Source organism: Pseudophaeobacter sp. TrK17, from assembly GCF_042192375.1.
Taxonomy (GTDB): domain Bacteria; phylum Pseudomonadota; class Alphaproteobacteria; order Rhodobacterales; family Rhodobacteraceae; genus Pseudophaeobacter.
Genome location: NZ_CP071700.1, coordinates 3286241 through 3305750 on the forward strand (window position 1 = coordinate 3286241; position 19510 = coordinate 3305750).

Genomic DNA, 19510 nt, shown 5'->3' on the forward strand with positions numbered 1-19510 from the left:
AACAGCGGCAAGGTGGGCGGGAGGACGTTCCACTTGGGGAATGTCAGCCTAGAGAATAGAAGGTTCGTTTAGGTGAATAAAGACTCTCTCTTGTTCAAGTTGGTTGTGCCCATCCCCCTGTGCCTATGCCTGGGTCTTCTGCTCGCGGGGCTGCTCCTTCCCTCGGCCATGCGCAATAATGCAATTTCAGCTGCAACCGAAGCCGCTGTTGAAACCGCAGGCCAGGTCAAGACACTGCGCAGCTACTATACAAAATTCGTGGTGAGCGACGCAAAGGCCTCCGGCAGCCTGTCTTTGGGAATTGATCACCAAAACGACCCAAATGTCATTCCTCTGCCAGCCACAATGGTGCACGACGTCAGCGAACTGGTTGCCGGGGAACAGATCAATTTCTCCCTTTACAGTCCCTTTCCCTTTGAAAATCGGGCCGACCGCCCGTCAGACGCTTTCATGGAGGAGGCTTGGGACGCCCTGTCAAACGACCCCGCGCGCAGTTTTGAACAGACCGAAGTGGTCAATGGCAGCACCTTTCTGCGAGTGGCGGTTGCGGATCAGATGACCTCAGAAATCTGTGTTGCCTGTCACAACACGGTGGCTGGATCGCCCAAAACCGACTGGCAGCTGGGCGATCTGCGCGGCGTTATCGAAGTCCGCAGAAATCTTGATCCCATACTGGCCAATACACAGGCCTTGTCGCGAAACATACTCATCGGTTTGGCTGTGATGAGTGCCGTTCTTCTTGCGGTCTGCATTTCGGTTGCCCGCTCGGTAATCCGGCCAATTGAGCGGGTTTGCACAGACATTGCTGCGGTATCTTCCGGCGATCTGGACACCGAGGTCGCATCGGCAAACCGCAAGGATGAAATCGGCAAGATCGGCAAGGCGCTGGTCGAACTGCAAACCGACCTGCAACAGGCCCGCGTCGGCGAAGAACGCCGCGCCGCGCTGCAACAGGAACAACACGATGTGGTACAGCATCTCAGCTCCGGGCTGGTCAGGCTATCGCGCGGTGATTTTTCCCAGCCCATTTCCGTAGAGTTTTCCGGGGCCCATGAAAAACTCCGCCAGAACTTCAACCAGACCATTGATACCCTCTCGGTCACTGTTGCCCAGGTGATCGAAGCCTCGGAATCCATCGGCAATGGCGCCACCGAAATCAGCCAGGCCTCTGATGATCTGTCGCACCGTACTGAAAGCCAGGCAGCAACCCTGGAACAGACCGCTGCAGCGCTGGACCAGATGACCGCCTCGGTCAAGGCGGCCGCTGATGGGGCCCGCAGTGTCGAGGCAACAATGGATGAGGCCAAGAATGAGGCCCGTAGCAGCGGTGAGGTGGTCGCCAATGCCGTCGCCGCCATGACCGAAATTTCCGACTCCTCCAGCCATATCGGCCAGATTATCACCGTGATTGATGACATCGCCTTTCAGACCAATCTGTTGGCGCTGAATGCCGGGGTTGAAGCCGCCCGCGCTGGCGAAGCCGGACGGGGCTTTGCAGTGGTTGCCGCCGAGGTCCGCGGGCTGGCGCAGCGCTCCTCTGAGGCGGCGATGGAGATCAAAGCGCTGATTGGCGCCAGCGCCGAACAGGTTGGCCGCGGGGTTGATCTGGTTGGCAAAGCAGGCCAGGCGCTCAATTCCATTGTCGGGCGGGTCAACGAGATTTCCGAGCTGGTCTCCGGTATTACCGAAGGCGCGGTTGAGCAATCCACCGGCCTGGCCGAGATCAACATTGGCGTCACCCAGCTGGACCAAGTGACCCAGCAAAACGCCGCCATGGTTGAAGAATCCACCGCAGCGGGCCATCTGCTCAAGGCAGACGCGCTCAAACTCACCGAAGTGGTTGCTGGGTTTCAGACCCTGGGCGCGCCGCGAACTGCAAAACCACCGCTGGCCAAGGCTGCAACCGCAGAACCCGTCATTGCCCATGACTATCTGGACTGGGGGGAAGATGTGATGCAACAACAGGTCAATGGGCCGTCCGACAGCGACGACGGTAAATGGCAAGACTTCTAACCACCATGATCAAAGGCGAGGGCAATGCCCCTCGCCTTTCCTGTTAAAGCCGTCGCGCGACATCACCGAAGCTGCTGGGCAAAATGCTCCAACAGCTTATGTTTCAGAATTTTTCCGGTAGGCGCCGCTGGCAAGGCCTCTGTCAAAACGATCTGCGCCGGGCATTTGTATCCAGCCAGCTGCCCCCGCACGAATTGCATCAGATCGGTTACATCAGGCTGGTCGTCTTGTGAAACCTGCACAAAGGCCAGAACCTCCTCGTCGCCCTTGCCGCGCCGCCCAACCACTGCGGATTGCACCACTTGCGGATGGGCATTCAACGCGGCTTCGACCTCTGGTGGGAATACATTAAATCCACCATGGATGATCAACTCTTTCGAGCGCCCCTCGATATGCAAAAAACCCTGGGCGTCCAGCCGTCCCAGATCGCCACTGCGCAGCCAGCCGTCCTGATCCAGCACCAGCGCCGTCTCTTCCGGATTGCGGTAGTACCCCAGCATTACATTATCACCGCGTATCAGCACCTCGCCGATGCCCTCGCCGCCACCCGCAACGCTTTCATCAATGCGCACCTCGACACCAGGCAGGGGCGGCCCAACCGAGATATCCGGGTTTCCGGGGCTGCTGTTCTTGGTGGCGCACACCCCGGCCGTGGCTTCTGTCATGCCATAGCCGTTTTGCAGGGCCACACCATAAAAGGCCTCGGCCCGTCGCTTCCAATCCGGGTCGAGCGGCGCCGCCCCGGAGGACACATATTGCAACACCGGACTATCAAGCCGGTCCAGCCCCTGTTCCTTGGCAAATTGCATCACCAGAGCATGCATCTGCGGCACCGCCGACAACCGGGTCACCCCCCGACGCAGTGCCTGATAGAGCTTTTCAGCCGAGAACCGCGCCTCCAGCAAAACCTCCGCGCCGATATAAAGCGAGGCTGTCATCACTGATGCCAGACCAAAAACATGGGTCATCGGCAAAACCCCATAAATGACATCCCCCGACACCATATCGCGCAGCTCCGCAGAGGCCTTGCCACCATAAAGCAGGTTCTTGTGGGTCAGCATCACGCCTTTGGGGGCGCCAGTGGTGCCCGTGGTATAGAGCAGCACAGCAGCATCTGCGGGCGCATCGCCAGAACTTGGGTAAGGGCAGGCCATATGCATTGCGCCAAAAGAGCCGGTAATTTCCTCTGCACCCAATCGGGTTGCATGGGTCTGCGCACTGCCTTCGATCTGGGTCGAGATCAACACCACCACAGGGCGGGCATGATCCAGGATACGGTCCACTTCTCCGCTGCTCATCCGGGCATTCACCGGAACCGCCACGGCGCCACATTGAGAGCTTGCCAACAGCGCGGCCACCACCGCACAGCAGTTTTCTGCCAGCACCACCACACGGTCGCCGGGCCGAACGCCCGCCTGCGTGATCACCTGTGACAGCTCTGCCACAGCCGTTGCCAGCGCCCCATAGCTCCAGTTCACGCCGACACTGTCGGAAAATCCTGCAGCCTCAGGACGCGCCTTTGCCTGCGCTGCCAATAGATCATGCCAATACTTCATCACCGCAGCTCCCCACCTGTTTTGTTTGTGTGTCTTCGCCCTGTCCTGCCGCACAGCAGTTCCAGCCCAGGGCTATGTCGCGCCAAATTCCGGCGCGCGTTTTTCCAAAAATGCCGCGATCCCTTCGCCAGCCTCGGCTGCGCCGGCCGCCTCTGCCATAGCGTTGCGCTCGCGGTCCAGCTGCGCTGACTCGCTGGTCTCATAGGCCTCAGACATCATGTGACGGATCATCCGTTGTGCCTGTGGCGGTCCCTTGGCCAGAGTATCTGCCAGCGCCTGTGCCGAGGCCAGAACCTGATCACCGGGCACCACCAGGTTCACCGCCCCCAGCGCCTGCATCCGTTCCGCCGTCACCGGACGTGCCAAAAGACACATCTCCATTGCCAGCGGACGTGGCAGCATGCGCGCCAAAGCAGAGGTCAGGCCCCCATCCGGCACCAGCCCCGCCTTGACATAAGCCGCGGTGAACTTGATGCCCGCCTCAGCCACGATGAGATCCGCCGCCAGGGCCAGCGACAGGCCAGCGCCTGCGGCGCCACCCTCAACGGCGGCAATCACAGGCACCGGGGCTGCGCGCAGCCCCCGGATCATCCCGTGCAGCTCATCCACCTTGTCGCGCCGCTGCGCCTCAGTCAGGGTGCGCCGTTCGATCAAGACGTTCAGATCCCCGCCCGCACAGAAAAACCCGCCTTCGGATGTCAGTAAAATGGCGCGAATGCGCGGCTCTTGCGCCAGGGCCACCGCGTCATTGATCGCAGCATAGAGATCTGGCGACAGGGCGCCGCGACGGGTGGCATTCATGTTCACCACAACAGCGCGATCGCCCTGGTCTTCCAGTCGGGCCAAAACAGTCATTTGCGAATCCTTTTGAACACGCCCGTTGCAGTGGCCAGAAGCCGACCTTCCTCGTTGTGCAGTTCGCCCAAGAGATGCGCAATGGAGGCGCCACCGCCGGTGACCCGTGCCGTGGCGGTAATCCGCCCCTGACGCACCGCCGCCACATAAGACAGCGTCAGCGATACAGTGACCAGAGCGGCATGGTTTTCAGGGTCAAAAAACTGCGAGGCGGTATTGCCGCAGACCACGTCCAGAACCGTCGCCACGATACCGCCGTGTAGGATGCCATGGCGGTTCAGGTGAGGTGGCTCCAAATCCAAAGTCACCCGGCAGGACCCATCCCGCCGGTCAATTGTCGTTTTGTACCCCACCAGTTGCTGAACGCCCGGATCTTCGATCTGAAAAGTCAGGTCGGTTTCTGACGGGCCAGCGTCACACTGGCCCGTTTCAGCTTGATCTGCCTCAGGCCGCGCTTTGGTCAATAAAACGCTCCAGCTGAGTATCGGTGTCACCAAACCGGTGGTCCGCCATCACGATGCGCTTGGCGATATGGGCCAGCTCATACTCTTCCGTCATGGCAATACCACCATGCAGCTGAATGCTTTCCTCGGCGACCAAACGGCCGGCGCGGCCAATCAGGTTGCGTGCCGCTGAAATATGCAAGGCCTGTTCTTCAGCAGAAGAGTCCAGGTACCCCGCAGCATTGATCACCGCAGAGCGGGCCTGTTCCAGCTCGATCAGCAGGGTGGCCATCCGGTGTTGCAAGGCCTGGAACGTGCCAATTGGCCGCCCAAACTGTTGCCGTGTCAGCAGGTATTCCCGCGTCAACTCGGTTGCCGCTTCCATCGCGCCCAGCGTTTCGGCAGCCAGCGCCAACTCGGCGCGGTTGCTCGCCCGTTTCAGCGCCCCATAAGCAGAGCCCGCTGCGCCCAGTCGCGCATCCGCAGAAAGACGCAACCCGTCGATATCGACCTCAGCCGCCCGGCCACCGGCCAGCAGCGCATAGCCGCGCAGCGACAGGCCAGCGCTGTCACGTGGCACCAGGAACAAAGAGATCCCCTCTTCATCCCCGGCAGCACCGGACTCGCGCGCCGAAACAATCAGGTAGTCGGCGGCTTCCGCATTGATCACAACGGCCTTGCGCCCGGTGAGAACGATGTCATCGCCCTCAACCTGTGCGGTGGTTTCCACCTGTGCCAGATCATAGCGGCTGTTGGGTTCACCATGGGCCAGGGCCAGGTGCAATTCGCCACCAATCACCTGCTCCACCAGTTCTTTTTGCGTCTCATTGCCCAGGGCCGCGATCAAGCCACCGCCCAGAATGGCTGTGTCCAGCAGCGGCTCTACCGCACCGGCGCGCCCCAGCTCTTCAAACACGGTGGTGAGATCAAAACCCGCGCCGGCAAAACCGCCGTCTTCTTCGCTGAACAGGGCACCGATGACGCCCAGCTCAGCCAGTTTGCCCCAGATCCCGGCATCAAACCCGAGAGCGTTTTCTGCATCCCCCAAACGCATGCTGGCGCGCAGCCCGTCCTGGTTGTCCCGCAGGAACCGACGTAGGCTGTCCTGCAGCATTTGACGTTCTTCTGTCAGATCAAAGTTCATGCCCCGCCTCCCAGTTTGACTTTGGCAATGATGTTCTTCTGGACCTCGTTGGAGCCCCCAAAGATCGAAAGTTTGCGATTGTTGAAATACTGCGGAGCGGCAGCGGCGCTGCCTTCCGGCCCCATGTCGGGCTCATTGCCGCCTTCCAGCGCCTCCGAGACAAATGGCATCGCATAGGCACCCGCTGCGCGACGTGCCAGGTCGTTGATTTCCTGACGGATTTCTGTGCCCTTCACCTTGAGCATCGAGCTTTCCACCCCTGGCGCCTGACCAGAGGCAGCGCGCGAAATGATCCGCAGGTTGGTGGTGGACATGGCCATCAGATCGATCTCGGCCCGCGCCACACGGGCGGCAAAATGCGGATTCTCGATCAGGGGACGACCGCGATGCATCTGGCTGCGGGCCATGCGTTTCACCGCCTCCAGGCCAGCACTGCTGAAGCCAACACCGGCGATATTGGTCCGCTCATGGGTCAGCAGATATTTGGCATAGGTCCAGCCTTTGTTTTCCTCACCCACCAGGTTTTCCACCGGAACTTTGACGTCCGTAAACCAGACTTCGTTCACCTCGTGGGTGCCATCCAGCAGGATAATCGGACGTACTTCGATGCCGGGTGTGTCCATGTCGATCAGCAGGAAAGAGATCCCGGATTGCTGTTTCGCAGCCGGATCCGTACGCACCAGACAGAAAATCCAGTTGGCGTATTGGCCCAGGGTGGTCCAGGTTTTCTGGCCGTTGACCACATAGTGATCCCCCTCGCGCACAGCGCGGGTCTTCAGGCTGGCCAGATCCGATCCGGCACCGGGCTCGGAATAGCCCTGACACCACCAGTCTTCGCCAGACAGAATGCGGGGCAGATAGTGATCTTGCTGTTCCTTGGAGCCAAATTTCTGCAACACTGGCGCCAGCATCGCCAAGCCAAAAGGCACGATGCGGGGCGCATTGGCGCGGCAGCATTCCTCTTCAAAGATATGGCGCTGTACCGCGTTCCACTCGCAGCCGCCAAATTCCTTGGGCCAGTTCGGCGCCAGCCAGCCCTGGTCGTTCAGAATGCCATGCCATTTCTCATGGCCTTCTTTGCCAAGCTCACGCCCGACGCGAATGGCGTCAGACATTTCCTTTGGCAATTTCTGTGCCAGAAATTCTTGCACTTCGGCGCGAAACGCCTGCTCTTCAACTGAGTAATTCAGATCCATTTGGTGCTTCCTCCCAGAAAGCCGCCCCCCGGCCCGCAGGCCGGGGCGCGCCCATATGGCCCTCGATGGGGCATATGGGCGCTCCTTTGCTAGATTAAACGCTTTAGATCAGTAGATCTCAAACAGGCCTGCGGCACCCATGCCGCCACCCACACACATGGTGACAACGCCCAGTTTGGCCCCGCGACGTTTGCCTTCACGCAGGATATGGCCGGTCATCCGCGCACCGGTCATGCCAAAGGGGTGGCCAATGGCGATCGAGCCGCCGTTGACGTTGCATTTCTCGTCATCAATGCCCAGGCGATTGCGGCAATAGAGCGCCTGGCTGGCGAAGGCTTCGTTCAGCTCCCAGATATCGATGTCGTCCACGGTCAGGCCGTGGCGCTCCAGCAGACGTGGTACGGCAAAGACCGGACCAATGCCCATCTCGTCTGGCTCACAGCCTGCAACCGCAAAGCCTTTAAAGGCGCCCATGGCCTCGAGCCCGCGCTTCTCGGCCTCTTTGGAGTCCATCAGGACCACCGCAGCGGCACCATCAGACAGCTGGCTGGCGTTGCCTGCGGTGACAAAGTTGCCGTCGCCGCGAACCGGCGCCAAGCTGCCCAGACCATCCAGCGTGGTGGTGGGGCGGTTGCATTCGTCCCGATCCACCAGCGCCTCTTTCATCGAGATTTCGCCGGTTTCCTTGTCCTTGACCGCCATGGTGGTGGTCATTGGCACGATCTCATCGGCAAAAAGACCTGCCTCCTGCGCCGCAGCGATGCGCTGCTGGCTGCGCAGACCATAAGCATCCTGCTCTTCGCGGCTGATACCATAGCGCTGCGCCACGATATCGGCGGTCTCGATCATGGTCATATAGACAGCGGGCTTATGTTCCTGCAGCCAGGCCTCAGGAGCAGCGCGCACCTTTGGTTGCACCATCGAGATGCTTTCGACCCCGCCGGCAACCATGGGACCTGCGCCTTCGCAGATAATCTGCTGAGCCGCCAGCGCGATGGTCTGCAAACCGGACGAGCAGAACCGGTTCACGGTCATGCCCGATACGGTTACCGGCAGGCCTGCGCGCAGGGCGATCTGACGCGCGATGTTGGATCCGGTTTCCCCTTCGGGAGCGCCACAGCCCATGATGCAGTCTTCGATTTCCGCGCCCTCGATCCCGGCGCGCGCCATGGCAGCCTCAACCGCGGCACCACCCATGGTGGCCCCATGGGTCATGTTGAAGGATCCCCGGAAGGATTTAGCCAACCCGGTACGGGCGGCCGAGACAATAACGACTTGTTTCATTTGCTTTATTCCTTGTTGAGATCATCAAAGGAGCGGCCTTCAGCCACCAGTTTTCCGAGCAGGGGCGCAGGCTCCCAGAAATAGTCATCTTCCTGCGCACCATTTTTGATCGTGGCTAGAACCTTGTCCAAGCCTTCCATATCGGCCCATTTCAGCGGCCCACCCCGGTAACGCGGGAAGCCATAGCCAAACAGCAGGGTCATATCGACATCCAGCGGGCGACGGGCGATGCCTTCGCCCACAACCTTGGCGGCCTCATTGACCATTGCCGCCATATAACGAGTGACAATTTCGTCGTCGGTAAAGGCCCGGGGCGTGATGCCTTTTGCCGCCCGTTCCGCCGCAATCAGATCGGTGACTTCTGGGTTTGGCGTGCCGCCGCGCTTACCGGCCTCATAGATGTAATAGCCCTTGCCGGTCTTTTGGCCAAAGTTGCCAGCTTCGCAGACCTTATCCATGTATTCGCTGTCACGATCGCGCGGGTCCATGCCTTCGGCCCGTTTGCGTTTGCGCACAGCCCAGCCAATGTCGAGTCCGGCCAGATCCGCCACGGCAAAGGGCCCCATGGCAAAGCCAAAATCAGTCAGCGCCTTGTCGATCTGATAGGGCGAGGCCCCATCCAGCACCATATGGTCAGCCGCCTTGCGATAGGTGGCCAAAATACGGTTGCCGATAAAGCCATCGCAAACGCCAGCGCGCACCGAGATCTTTTTCAGCCGCTGCCCCAGGGCAAAGCCAGTGGCAACCACGTCCAGCGCAGTCTTGTCTGCCACAACAATTTCCAGCAGCTTCATCACATGCGCGGGCGAGAAGAAGTGCAGCCCGATCACATCCTCAGGACGCGAGGTGCAGGCGGCAATTTCATTCACATCCAGATAGGAGGTGTTGGAGGCCAGGATCGCGCCCTTCTTGCAGACCGCATCCAGCTTGCCAAACACCACTTTCTTGACGCTCATCTCTTCAAAGACCGCCTCGATCACCAGATCCACATCGCTCAAGGCGTCATAGTCGGTGGCCAGGGTCAGCGCCTCTTCGGTGAGCTGGGTGAATTGCGCCTCGGAAATCTTGCCGCGCTTCAAGGCGCCCTGCAAATTGCCCACGATGCGGCCTTTTGCGGCCTCTGCCGCCTCGTCGCTCATCTCCAGCATCACCACCGGAAGGCCGGCCAGCAGTGCTGCGGTAGCAATGCCTGCCCCCATGGTGCCACCACCGATAACGCCAATCGACGCCAGCGCACGGGGGGCAATGCCTTTCAGCTCAGGCAGCTTGCTGACAGCGCGCTCCGAGAAGAAAGCATGGATCATGCCCTGACGCTGATCGGTATCCATCAGCTCCATGAACAATTCGCGCTCGCGCTTCATGCCCGCGTCAAAAGGCAGCTCACAGCAGGCCTGAATACCGCGCACCGCAACCGCAGGCGCCAGCAGGCCACGGCCCTTTTTCAGAACCTTGTCATAAAGCGCATCGAAATCAACCGCCTCTGGTGCTGGCATTTCGCTCACGGGGCGACGGGTGGCACCGCTATCAAGCAACTCCTGGGTATAGGCCAGACCGATCTCGCGCGGCTCACCCTCTTCGATGCGATCCAGAATACCCAGTGCCAACGCTTCTTTGGCGCCAACCTGACGACCCGAGGTGATGACATCCACAGAGGCCTCAACACCGATCAAACGTGGCAGACGCTGGGTACCACCGGCACCGGGCATCACCCCAATCAGCACTTCGGGCAGACCCACCCGCGCCGATGGAACTGCAATGCGGTAATGCGAGGCCAGTGCAACCTCCAGCCCGCCCCCCAAAGCGGTCCCGTGCAGCGCAGAGACCACCACCAAAGGAGAGGCCTCGATGCGTGCGCAGAGGTCGGGCAAAAAGATGCCGCGTGGGGGTTTGCCAAATTCAGTAATGTCAGCCCCGGCAAAATAGGTGCGGCCATCACCATAGATCAAAACCGCTTTTACACCGTCCTTTTCAGCCCGTTCGATCCCAGCCAGCAGGCCTTCGCGAATATCAAAGCCCAGCGCGTTCACCGGAGGATTCTGCGCTTTCAGAACCGCGATTTCCCCAATGCGCTCGTATGCGATGGCATCTGTCATTCGAATTTCCTCTCCTCTTTAGGTCTACCAAACAATCGTCTGGTCTAGCCCTAAGTCCTTTTTCATTCTCAGCACAAGCCAAGTCCCCATGCCAGCCCCGGCTCGATACCGCGATCCAGAACCCTGCGTCACGACCCCGGCTCACCCGCTACAACTTGGAGGTGGAGCGGCTTGTGCAAAAATTCCACTATGCAGAACCCAGTTCCACAGAATTGCAGGCACATTAGGCAAGAGCATCGCGGTGATCAAGCAATAAACCTGCGCGACGCTGGGGAAATGCTGCACTGCGGAGAAATCCAAGCCGCCAACAGAAAAAAGGACAGCTGCTCTAAACAGATGCCCTCCTTGTCTTTTCCGCCGATGCCCCTGCGACTGTCAGGGCCAGGCCAGGCAACATTCTAAAGCCCGCAGCCACAACTCCGCCCGCGCTAAAATCGTCTCTGTCCAGTTCTGACCGGAGTTCAGATGGGCCCGTTCAGCTGGCCAGATCAGATGGCCAGTTCGGGCGACTCCGTCAGCCAGTCCAGCCCACCCTACGCCGTCGCGCGCACCAGGCCGCTTGCCATCCATCCGTCAAAGATCTCCAACACCCGGTCACGAAATGCCCCATCGTTGATGTGGCAATCCAGCTCATGCAGCGCCACGGTGTCAGGACAGAGGCTGCGGATCTCATCACAAAAAGCCGCAAGCCCCTCAGCATCATGCAGTTCGCCGCCCGGACGATCCCATTCGTTACAGCCCTGGTTTGGCAGCACAAACGCCACCGGGGCTTGCGCCTGCGACAGCTTATCGCACAGGCTCTTCGCCACAGCGCGACGCTCCCCCGGTTCCAGCACCGCAGAAGACAACAGGCGGTTATGCGCATGGGTCGGACGCCCCTCAATCTGCGGGGGAACGGCCTGCCATCCGACAAAATCCACCAGATCGTAACAGCCCGGAGCCACCAATTGCGGAGTACCCGACTGGCCTGCATTGGTCAGCCGGTCAGCCCCCGCCGAGAGCCCGCCAAACATGTGGTTAGAAACCTCCTGTGGCGCAAAATCCATCACCGCCGCAAAAGCCCCCTCACGGGACAGGCTTTCAAAGGCGCGCCCCCCCATACCGGTGGCATGAAACACCGCCACCTCAAAGCCTCGGGCCTCCAATGCAGGTTTCAACGTCACCATGTAACGCAGTACCGTTTTCCCAAAGGAGGTCATGCCAATCAACGGCCGCTCTCGGCGCGGCGCTTCGACAGCGCGCGCCGCCCCCAAGACCGCCCCGGCAGCCTGGCTCAGCGCCGCCTTGCAGATCGAATTCAATCCATAAAGACCGCCTGACCAGAGAATCATCTGCACATCCGCCGGGATCCGTTCCGGCGGCAGGAGCGGCGAAAACGCGACGGTCGAGACCACATATTTGGGCACCCCCAGGGGCAGGGCAGCGCAGAGATCCAGCGCCAGATCCGTCCCCATAGTCCCCCCCAACACCACAACCCCGTGAATGCTTCCCGCACGGTACAGTTCCAACGCCTTAGCCGCCGCGCCGCTGCCCATGATCTGCATCGCAGTATTCTCATCACCCGCGCCAATTGCCGCCTCAATTGAGCTGCCCCCTGCCTCGGCCACTTGATGCTTGCTGACATCTGTAGGCCGACTGGGATCCCCCAGGACGCTCACGTCCATCGACAAGACCCGACCGCCCTGGCCATGAATAATCTCCGCCAGATAATGCAGCTCGTCATCTTTGGTATCATAGGTCCCTGCGACCAGGATTGTTTTTGCAGCCATCATCTCACCCTCCCAACGCCCAAGGCGCCCCCGCTTTCATCTTACTCCAAATACCTCCGCCGGAGGCCACAGGTTTTGCACTGCAAAACCTGTTCACAACATCCCTCACAACTGAATCCAGGCCGTCTTCAGATCAACATATTTATCAAGCGCATGCAGGGATTTGTCATGGCCATTGCCAGATTGCCCAACACCGCCCAAAGGCACCGTAGAATCCGCCCCCCCATAGGTGTTCACATGCACAACCCCGGCCCGGATAGCCGCGACCATACGATGGGCCCGCGACAGATCCGCAGTCCAGACCCCAGCGGCGAGGCCAAAATCCGTGGCATTTGCCAGGCTCACGGCCTCGGCCTCGGTCTCAAACTTTGTGACCGACAATACCGGGCCAAAAACCTCGCGCTGGAACAGGGCATGATCGCGTGCCACATGGGTGACGATGGTTGGCGCCATATAGCTGCCGCCGGTCTCTGCCAGAATGCGCGCGCCTCCGGTGATCACCTGACCGCCCTCCGCGCGGGCCATATCCATAAAGGACAGATTGCGCCGCAGCTGATCTTCCGAGTTCACCGCGCCAATCTGATTGCCCAGCTCCAGTGGATCGCCTACCCGCAGGGCCTCGGCCTCGGCCTTTAGCAGGGCAACAAACTCATCATGTACCGAGGCCTCAACCAGCAGACGCGATCCCGCCACACAGACCTGGCCAGAGTTGCGGAAAATTCCCATGGCGGAAACCCTGGCCGCCTTTTGCAAATCCGGCGCGTCGCCAAAGACGATATTGGGGGATTTGCCGCCCAGTTCCAAATAGCAGCGTTTCAGATTGGACCGCGCCGAGGCCTCCAGAAGTTTGCGCCCGGTGCCGCCCGATCCGGTAAAGGTCAGCACATCGACGCCCATGGACATCGCCAAGGCGGCGCCGGTCTCGGCGCCGCTGCCAGTGACCACGTTGAATACCCCATCCGGCAGGCCACACTCGACGCAGATCTGCGCCAGGCGCAACAGCGTCAAGGAGGCTGTTTCCGCCGGTTTCAGCACCACCGAATTGCCCATCGCCAAAGCCGGTGCCAGCTTCCAGGCGCCAATCATCAGCGGAAAGTTCCAGGGCACAATGGCGCCCACTACCCCGACAGGCGTGCGATGCACCAGCCCCAGCACATCCGGCTGCGTCGGTGCTACCTCGCCCGCAACCTTATCCAGGGCTTCGGCGTAATAGCGAAAGGTGCCGGCCGCCGAACCTGGTTCGGCCTTCAGCGCCATGTTGAATTCGGTGCCATTGTCGCGCACACCCAGCACCGCCAGTTCCACCGCTTCGGCCTCGATGCGGTCAGCGATGCGGTGCAGCACTTTCTTGCGTGCGGCGGGGGACTGCCCCGCCCAGCGGCCATCGTCATAGGCCCGCCGCGCCGAAGCGACAGCGCGTTCAACATCCGTTGCAGAGGCACCCTCAAGCGTGGTTAGAACAGCCCCTTCAATCGGCGAAGTAACTTCGAGTGGCGTCCCCGAACCTCTTTCCCACGATCCTTCAAGAAAGAGTTTTTGCGGCGCGACATCAGCTTTCCGAAGCTGGTTGATGCGGTCTTGTTCTGCCATTCGGCCTCCTTCAGTTCTTTGCGATCGCGCCAGACGCGCAGGATATGACTCGCCAGAACCAAGATGATGATGATGAAAAGAATGAACGATATCGGTCGGTCGATGAAATCCAGCGGCTCCTTGACCCTGGCCATACCCGAACGCAGCTTGACCTCCATAATGCCACCCAGAACCATGCCTAGGATGATCGGCACCGCCGGCAGGGACAGGCGTTTGAGGATAAAGCCAAAGAGACCAAAGCCCGCCGCGATCAGGCAATCGGTGGCGGAATTGCGCAGCGAATACACCCCCACAAAGCTCAGCGTCAGGATGCAGACGCCAAGAAAGCGATTGGGGATCTTCACCACCTGCACCAAGGCGCGAGTGGCAAAGAGCAGAAAGCCCAGAACCAGCACATTGAGGATCAGCAGCGCCAGATACAACGCCACGACAAAATCCATGTCGTTTTGAAACAGCCCCGGCCCCGGCACCACGTTATGCACGTAAAACACGCTCAGCATCATCGCGGTCAGTGCCTCGCCGGGAATGCCCAGGGCCAAAAGAGGCACCATCGCGGCGGCGGGCACGGCGTTATTGGCGGTCTCGGCAGCGATCAACCCCTCAGAGGAGCCCTTGCCAAAATCCTGCGGCCGTTTTGATGACTTTTGCGCATAGGTGTAGGACATGAACTGAGCGGTGAATTCACCAACCCCGGGGATCATTCCCATCAAAACGCCAAAGCTGGCTGAAACGGCGGTGACCCGAGGATGCCGCGCCAACTCGCGCAGCCCTTGAAACATGCCGCCGCGCAGCTTGGTGATATGAACCTTTTCGTCCTCATCCATCAGCAACACAAAGGCCTGGCTTAGCGCAAACAATCCCAGAACCACCACGATCAGGTTCACGCCGCTGCCCAGGAAATCCTGATCAAAGGTGTAGCGTTGGGTGTATTTTACCGGCTCCATGCCGATGGTGTTGAGAAAAACCCCCAGACAGGCCAGTGCACCTGCGATCAGCGCCTGGCCCCGATGGGCCACCACCACCAGGATCAACCCCAGCAGGGCGGCCAAAAAGATCTCGCGGCTGCCAAACATCGGCGCCACCTTGGCCAGCAGCGGCGCAAACAAGATCAGACAGATCACCGAAAAGACACCGCCAAAAAAGCTGGCAGAATAGGCCAGGCTCAGCGCCCGACGCGGCTCACCGCGTGCGGTCATTGGATAGCCATCATAGGTGGTCAGCGCATTCACTGCAGTGCCCGGTGTATTGATCAGGATCGCCGGGATGGCACCGCCATACATCGAGGAGCCATAGATCCCCAACAGCACCGTCAGGCCCACAATCGGGTCCATCGAAAAGGTCGCTGGCAGCAGGATGGCGATGGCCACAGCCGGACCAACGCCGGGGATGGCGCCAATCAGCACCCCACCAACCGAGCCCGCAAGCAGCGCCAGCGCCACGTCCCAGCGCATCAGGATTTCGATTGCAGAGAGGATAAGATCCATCAAAAACCCCGAGGACTAGAAATAGAGAATAAAGAAGTTGCGCAGGGCCCCGGGCAAATACTCATAGAGCAGTGCACCAGGGATCCGGACAGACAAGACGCCCTTGAACAGCAGCACAACTGCCAGGGCAAAGCCGAGACTAATTCCCATCATGAACCGACTGCGATAGCCCATACGGCGCGCCAGCAACGGTACAAAAATCAAGGTTACGGGCAGATAGCCAATGATGGGAACCAAAAGCACATAGCCCATAAACCAGAGCGCATATTCCGCGCTGCGCCCCCATTGCCGCGTCTCCCACAGGTCATAGCGCGAGGCCCGCCGCCAGGGCAGATGGTAAAAATGTAAGCCCCCAAGCAGCACCATTCCGCCCAGGCTCACGGCTGGCCAGAACCGGGGCTGGGCAAAGAGTTTGGCCTTTTTGACCCAGGTGGTCTGTTCACCAATCAGCGCCAAAAGCAGCACCGAGAGGGTAAGAAACACAAGGGCAAATACCAGCTGCCCGCGCCGGGGGCCGACAAAGCGGCGTTCTCGTTCCGTGGTCATTGGGAGGATCTTTTTCGCGCTGAAACGGGAACCGGGGCCAGTTCTGGCCCCGGCAAAAGGTGCGAAGTATTACTCTAGGATCGAGCCGATTTTTGCCATGGTGGCAATGTCAGTCGCCACGCGGGCGGCGCTGTCGGGGGCGCTTTGCCAATAGACCAGCGCTCCGGTTTCCGCTGCCACGGCCTGCGCCCGTTCGCTCATCATGGTTTTCTGCGCCACGGCAATGATTTTTTCGCGCACATCCTGCGGCGTGTCCTTGGTGACAAACAGACCGTTCCACAGGGCAATATTGAGACCAGCGTCCAGCTCACCAATGGCGGGCGCGTCGGGCACCAGCGGGATACGTTCATCGGTGATTGAGACCAGAACCTTGACCTGATCCAGACAGGGCAGGATCAGCTGCAGGGTGGTGTTGATCACATCCGCATCGCCAGAGGCCAGGGTATTGCAGTCCAGCGCATCAAAAGCCGCATCCGAGCCCCACTCAAAGCCTGCGTTCTTGGCAAAGGCTTTGGTCACCTGCGTCGGCGTCAGCACATCGCCAAAATGGCCCAGGGCCACGTCGTTGTCCTTGGCATAGGCGGCCAGCTCTTCCATCGAAGAATAGGGCGCATCCGCCGAGGTGGCGATGACAAAGGGATAGGTGAGGAAGATCCCCAGCGGGTCGAACTTTTCCGGTGTCAGCGGCGGGATATCAATCTGATGACCCATCACCGGCACGCCGATCACAAAAGAGCCAACCGTGTAGCCATCCGCAGGTGCATTGGCCACTTCGATTGCGCCTGGGAAGGGGCCACCACCGCCGCCGGGCTTGTTCACCACAGCAGCTGCCACACCGTATTCGGCCTGAAAATCATCTGCGATCATGCGGGTCAGCACATCCTCCAGATCACCGGGAGGCCAGGGCACAATAAAGCTTACAGGTTTTTCTGGATATTCAGCCTGCGCAGCCACAGCGCTGAGGCCAAGAGCGGCAGCAGCAGCGGCGCCTTTCACGAGATGGGTCAGTTTCATTTCAGTCTCCCGGTTGGTGCTGAGGTTTCAGCAAGATTGGTTCATTATTTGAACCGTTGGTTTGAATTTAGATTGACAGGCCGCTTGCTTATCTGTCAACAAAATATCAACGCAGGAGTTTTCTTTTCCAAACTCTCGCCGCGCAATTGGCCAAACGGAGCTCGGACCGGCATATGGGAACTGTCAGCAAAGCCCTTTCATTGTTAAGTTTTTTCGCCCCCGACCGAACCGAAATCGGCCTGAGCGACCTCACTCGCCTTTCGGGCATCAACAAGGCGACGGCCTATCGCCTTATGGGTGAGCTGCAAGAATCGGGCTTTGTGGAACAGGGGGAAAACGATCGCGCCTATCGGCTGGGGCCACAGGTTTTGCACCTGGCAGCGCTGCGCGAAGCCTCAACCCCGATTCTATCGGTGTCTCGTCGTGTCCTGCGCGAGTTGAGCGATGAAACCGGCGAGACGACCCATGTGTCCTTGGGGCATGAAACCTGGGTGCAGACCCTCAGCCACGCTTATTCGCCGCGCCATGCCACCAAGGTCACCATGGATGACGCCCAGACCGTGACCTATCATGCCACCAGCTCTGGCCTCGCGATCCTGGCCTATGCCGATCCGGACTTTGTCGAACAGGTGCTGGCGCAGCCGCTGAAAGTGCATACCAGCAAGACGCTGGTCGATCCTGATGAGATCCGCACCAAACTAACCCAGATCCGCGAGACTGGCATTGCAGACACCCTGGGCAGCTTTGAGCTGGAAGTGCACTCCCATGCGGTGCCCATCTTTGGTGCGGACCATAAGGCGCTCGGAGCGCTTGCCGTGGCCGCCCCGGCCTCACGGATGTCTCCGCAACAACAGGATACTATTCGCACCGCCCTGCGCAGGGCCGGGGCCTCCCTCACCCATCGCATCGGAGGCAGCCCTCCCGCTGATTATCCGCAGGATGCGGCCCTGTAACCACTGCCCTTTTTCAAGATACCCCCGGTCCCCTGCTGGACCCGATCAGGAGTTTAGCCAATGAAAGATTCGAATTTCCTCAAGGAACATAACGCCAAATCGCTGTGGCATCCCATGGCGCATCCCGCCGATAGCCAGGCCAACCCGCCCACCATCATCACCGGCGCCTCCGGCGTGCGGATCAGCGATGTGGATGGTCACGAAGTGATTGATGCCGTGGGCGGGCTGTGGAACGTCAACCTTGGGTTTTCCTGTCAGCCAGTCAAAGACGCCATTGCCGCCCAGCTGGATGTGCTGCCCTATTATTCCACCTTTCGTGGCACCAGTAATGATCAGGTGATCCAGCTGGCCGAGGTGCTGAAGGATTTTTTCGCGGCGGACGGGCTGACCCGTGCCTTTTTCACCTCTGGCGGTTCGGATTCGGTGGAAACAGCCCTGCGGCTGGCACGGCAGTATCACAAAATCCGGGGCGAGGCCGGGCGGACCAAATTCCTCAGCCTGAAAAAAGGCTACCATGGCACCCACATGGGCGGGGCTTCGGTCAACGGCAATGCCAATTTCCGTACCCAGTATGAACCACTGCTGCCCGGCTGCTACCATATCCCGGCCCCCTATACCTTTCGCAACCCTTTTCACGAGAGCGACCCCGCAAAGCTGGCGCAGCTCTGCCTGCAGGCCTTGGAAGACGAGATCGCCTTTCAGGGGGCGGGCACCATCGCGGCTTTTATCATGGAGCCGATCCTGGGCGCTGGCGGAGTGATCCCGCCCCATGAAAGCTTCATGCCTGGGGTGCGTGAGATCTGCAGCAAGCACGGCATCCTGCTGATTGCTGATGAGGTCATCACCGCCTTTGGTCGCACAGGCTCTTGGACCGGGTCGCGGCATTGGGGAGTGCAGCCTGATTTCATGTGCACCGCCAAGGCCATCACCAATGGCTATTTTCCCTTTGGTGCGGTGATGATCGCGGATGCGGTGGCAGAGGTGTTTGAGCAGGACAAAACCGGGCGGGCAGCCATTGGCCATGGCTATACCTATTCCGGCCACCCGGTCGGCGCCGCCGCCGCGCTTGCCTGTCTGCAGGAAACCCTGCGCCTGAATGTGGCCGAGAACGCAGCGGCCCGTGGCAAGGAGTTGCATCAGGGGCTACTCGCTCTGCAAGAGAAACACGCGCTGATCGGCGATGTCCGTGGCGGCCATGGTTTGATGTGCGCCATGGAGCTGGTGGCAGATCGCGCCAGTAAGAGCCCAATCGATAAACAGACCACTGCCACCTTGCAGGAAGTGACCTACCAGAACGGTGCCATGGTGCGCGTTTCCGGCCCCAATATCATCCTCTCGCCCCCGCTGGTTCTCACCGCGCAAGACGTCCAGAGCATCCTTTCCGCCCTGGACGCAGGCTTTGCGGCGGTGCGCTAACGCAGACACAAGCGCCGCCGCAGCCGACCATGGGTCGGCTGCCACCAGATACCATGGCGGGCCCGAAGCATATGCTTCGGGCCCGCTGCTTCTCGTAGCGCCGCTTCCGCGGCGCGGCAGTTTTATATGGTGAGCTAGGCTGGTTTTTGCAAAA

Annotated in this window: 15 protein-coding genes; 3 read left to right on the forward strand and 12 right to left on the reverse strand. The window is 60.0% G+C overall.

Annotated elements, in window-relative coordinates; translation table 11 throughout:
- Nucleotides 1-72: 72 nt before the first annotated feature.
- Nucleotides 73-2013, forward strand: coding sequence for a methyl-accepting chemotaxis protein (locus JZI28_RS15490; protein WP_375698188.1), 1941 nt, complete (start codon nt 73-75; stop codon nt 2011-2013).
- A gap of 62 nt (nt 2014-2075) precedes the next feature.
- Here the strand turns inward: JZI28_RS15490 and JZI28_RS15495 are convergent, their stop codons facing one another.
- The 12 genes from JZI28_RS15495 to JZI28_RS15550 all read right to left on the reverse strand — a co-directional run bounded on the left by JZI28_RS15495 (nt 2076) and on the right by JZI28_RS15550 (nt 16987).
- The gene (locus JZI28_RS15495) at nt 2076-3569 is read right to left on the reverse strand and encodes a class I adenylate-forming enzyme family protein (protein WP_375698189.1); all 1494 of its coding nucleotides are present in this window, start codon (nt 3567-3569) and stop codon (nt 2076-2078) included.
- Nucleotides 3570-3641: 72 nt separating this feature from the next.
- Nucleotides 3642-4424 (reverse strand): oxepin-CoA hydrolase, alternative type, encoded by a 783-nt coding sequence (locus tag JZI28_RS15500; RefSeq protein ID WP_295448048.1) that lies wholly within the window; start codon nt 4422-4424, stop codon nt 3642-3644.
- Complete coding sequence (locus JZI28_RS15505; RefSeq protein WP_375698190.1) at nt 4421-4888, reverse strand: PaaI family thioesterase; 468 nt, start codon at nt 4886-4888, stop codon at nt 4421-4423. The genes JZI28_RS15500 and JZI28_RS15505 overlap by 4 nt, the downstream gene beginning before the upstream one ends.
- Nucleotides 4869-6011 (reverse strand): acyl-CoA dehydrogenase family protein, encoded by a 1143-nt coding sequence (locus JZI28_RS15510; RefSeq protein ID WP_375698191.1) that lies wholly within the window; start codon nt 6009-6011, stop codon nt 4869-4871. Before JZI28_RS15510 ends, JZI28_RS15505 begins: the two co-directional genes overlap by 20 nt.
- Complete coding sequence (locus JZI28_RS15515) at nt 6008-7207, reverse strand: acyl-CoA dehydrogenase family protein (protein ID WP_375698192.1); 1200 nt, start codon at nt 7205-7207, stop codon at nt 6008-6010. Before JZI28_RS15515 ends, JZI28_RS15510 begins: the two co-directional genes overlap by 4 nt.
- 108 nt (nt 7208-7315) lie before the next feature.
- Nucleotides 7316-8491: an acetyl-CoA C-acyltransferase gene (locus JZI28_RS15520; protein WP_295448060.1), complete on the reverse strand. Its 1176-nt coding sequence runs from the start codon at nt 8489-8491 to the stop codon at nt 7316-7318.
- A 5-nt stretch (nt 8492-8496) separates the two neighbouring features.
- Entirely contained in the window at nt 8497-10584 is a 2088-nt protein-coding gene (locus JZI28_RS15525) for a 3-hydroxyacyl-CoA dehydrogenase NAD-binding domain-containing protein (protein WP_375698193.1), read from the reverse strand.
- Between the two features lie 533 nt (nt 10585-11117).
- Nucleotides 11118-12356: a Tm-1-like ATP-binding domain-containing protein gene (locus JZI28_RS15530; protein ID WP_375698194.1), complete on the reverse strand. Its 1239-nt coding sequence runs from the start codon at nt 12354-12356 to the stop codon at nt 11118-11120.
- A 102-nt stretch (nt 12357-12458) separates the two neighbouring features.
- Entirely contained in the window at nt 12459-13925 is a 1467-nt protein-coding gene (locus JZI28_RS15535; protein ID WP_375700112.1) for an aldehyde dehydrogenase family protein, read from the reverse strand.
- Entirely contained in the window at nt 13808-15427 is a 1620-nt protein-coding gene (locus JZI28_RS15540; RefSeq protein WP_297341983.1) for a tripartite tricarboxylate transporter permease, read from the reverse strand. Before JZI28_RS15540 ends, JZI28_RS15535 begins: the two co-directional genes overlap by 118 nt.
- 15 nt (nt 15428-15442) lie before the next feature.
- Nucleotides 15443-15973, reverse strand: coding sequence for a tripartite tricarboxylate transporter TctB family protein (locus JZI28_RS15545; protein ID WP_295448071.1), 531 nt, complete (start codon nt 15971-15973; stop codon nt 15443-15445).
- 69 nt (nt 15974-16042) lie between these two features.
- A complete protein-coding gene (locus JZI28_RS15550) occupies nt 16043-16987 on the reverse strand; it encodes a tripartite tricarboxylate transporter substrate binding protein (RefSeq protein ID WP_297341956.1) in 945 nt (314 codons plus the stop codon).
- A 173-nt stretch (nt 16988-17160) separates the two neighbouring features.
- Here JZI28_RS15550 and JZI28_RS15555 point away from each other — a divergent pair, with 173 nt between their 5' ends.
- Together JZI28_RS15555 and JZI28_RS15560 are read left to right on the forward strand one after the other, a co-directional pair.
- Nucleotides 17161-17940 (forward strand): IclR family transcriptional regulator, encoded by a 780-nt coding sequence (locus JZI28_RS15555; protein WP_353398218.1) that lies wholly within the window; start codon nt 17161-17163, stop codon nt 17938-17940.
- Between the two features lie 60 nt (nt 17941-18000).
- Entirely contained in the window at nt 18001-19356 is a 1356-nt protein-coding gene (locus JZI28_RS15560) for an aspartate aminotransferase family protein (RefSeq protein ID WP_375698195.1), read from the forward strand.
- The last annotated feature ends 154 nt before the right edge of the window (nt 19357-19510 follow it).

Bases quoted from the DNA above. Each gene is read 5' to 3' on its own strand.
- JZI28_RS15550 (WP_297341956.1), bottom strand. From the start codon at position 16,987: ATGAAACTGACCCATCTCGTGAAAGGCGCCGCTGCTGCTGCCGCTCTT.
- JZI28_RS15500 (WP_295448048.1), bottom strand. From the start codon at position 4,424: ATGACTGTTTTGGCCCGACTGGAAGACCAGGGCGATCGCGCTGTTGTG.
- JZI28_RS15545 (WP_295448071.1), bottom strand. From the start codon at position 15,973: ATGACCACGGAACGAGAACGCCGCTTTGTCGGCCCCCGGCGCGGGCAG.
- JZI28_RS15540 (WP_297341983.1), bottom strand. From the start codon at position 15,427: ATGGATCTTATCCTCTCTGCAATCGAAATCCTGATGCGCTGGGACGTG.
- JZI28_RS15525 (WP_375698193.1), bottom strand. From the start codon at position 10,584: ATGACAGATGCCATCGCATACGAGCGCATTGGGGAAATCGCGGTTCTG.
- JZI28_RS15560 (WP_375698195.1), top strand. From the start codon at position 18,001: ATGAAAGATTCGAATTTCCTCAAGGAACATAACGCCAAATCGCTGTGG.
- JZI28_RS15515 (WP_375698192.1), bottom strand. From the start codon at position 7,207: ATGGATCTGAATTACTCAGTTGAAGAGCAGGCGTTTCGCGCCGAAGTG.
- JZI28_RS15510 (WP_375698191.1), bottom strand. From the start codon at position 6,011: ATGAACTTTGATCTGACAGAAGAACGTCAAATGCTGCAGGACAGCCTA.
- JZI28_RS15520 (WP_295448060.1), bottom strand. From the start codon at position 8,491: ATGAAACAAGTCGTTATTGTCTCGGCCGCCCGTACCGGGTTGGCTAAA.
- JZI28_RS15555 (WP_353398218.1), top strand. From the start codon at position 17,161: ATGGGAACTGTCAGCAAAGCCCTTTCATTGTTAAGTTTTTTCGCCCCC.
- JZI28_RS15530 (WP_375698194.1), bottom strand. From the start codon at position 12,356: ATGATGGCTGCAAAAACAATCCTGGTCGCAGGGACCTATGATACCAAA.
- JZI28_RS15495 (WP_375698189.1), bottom strand. From the start codon at position 3,569: ATGAAGTATTGGCATGATCTATTGGCAGCGCAGGCAAAGGCGCGTCCT.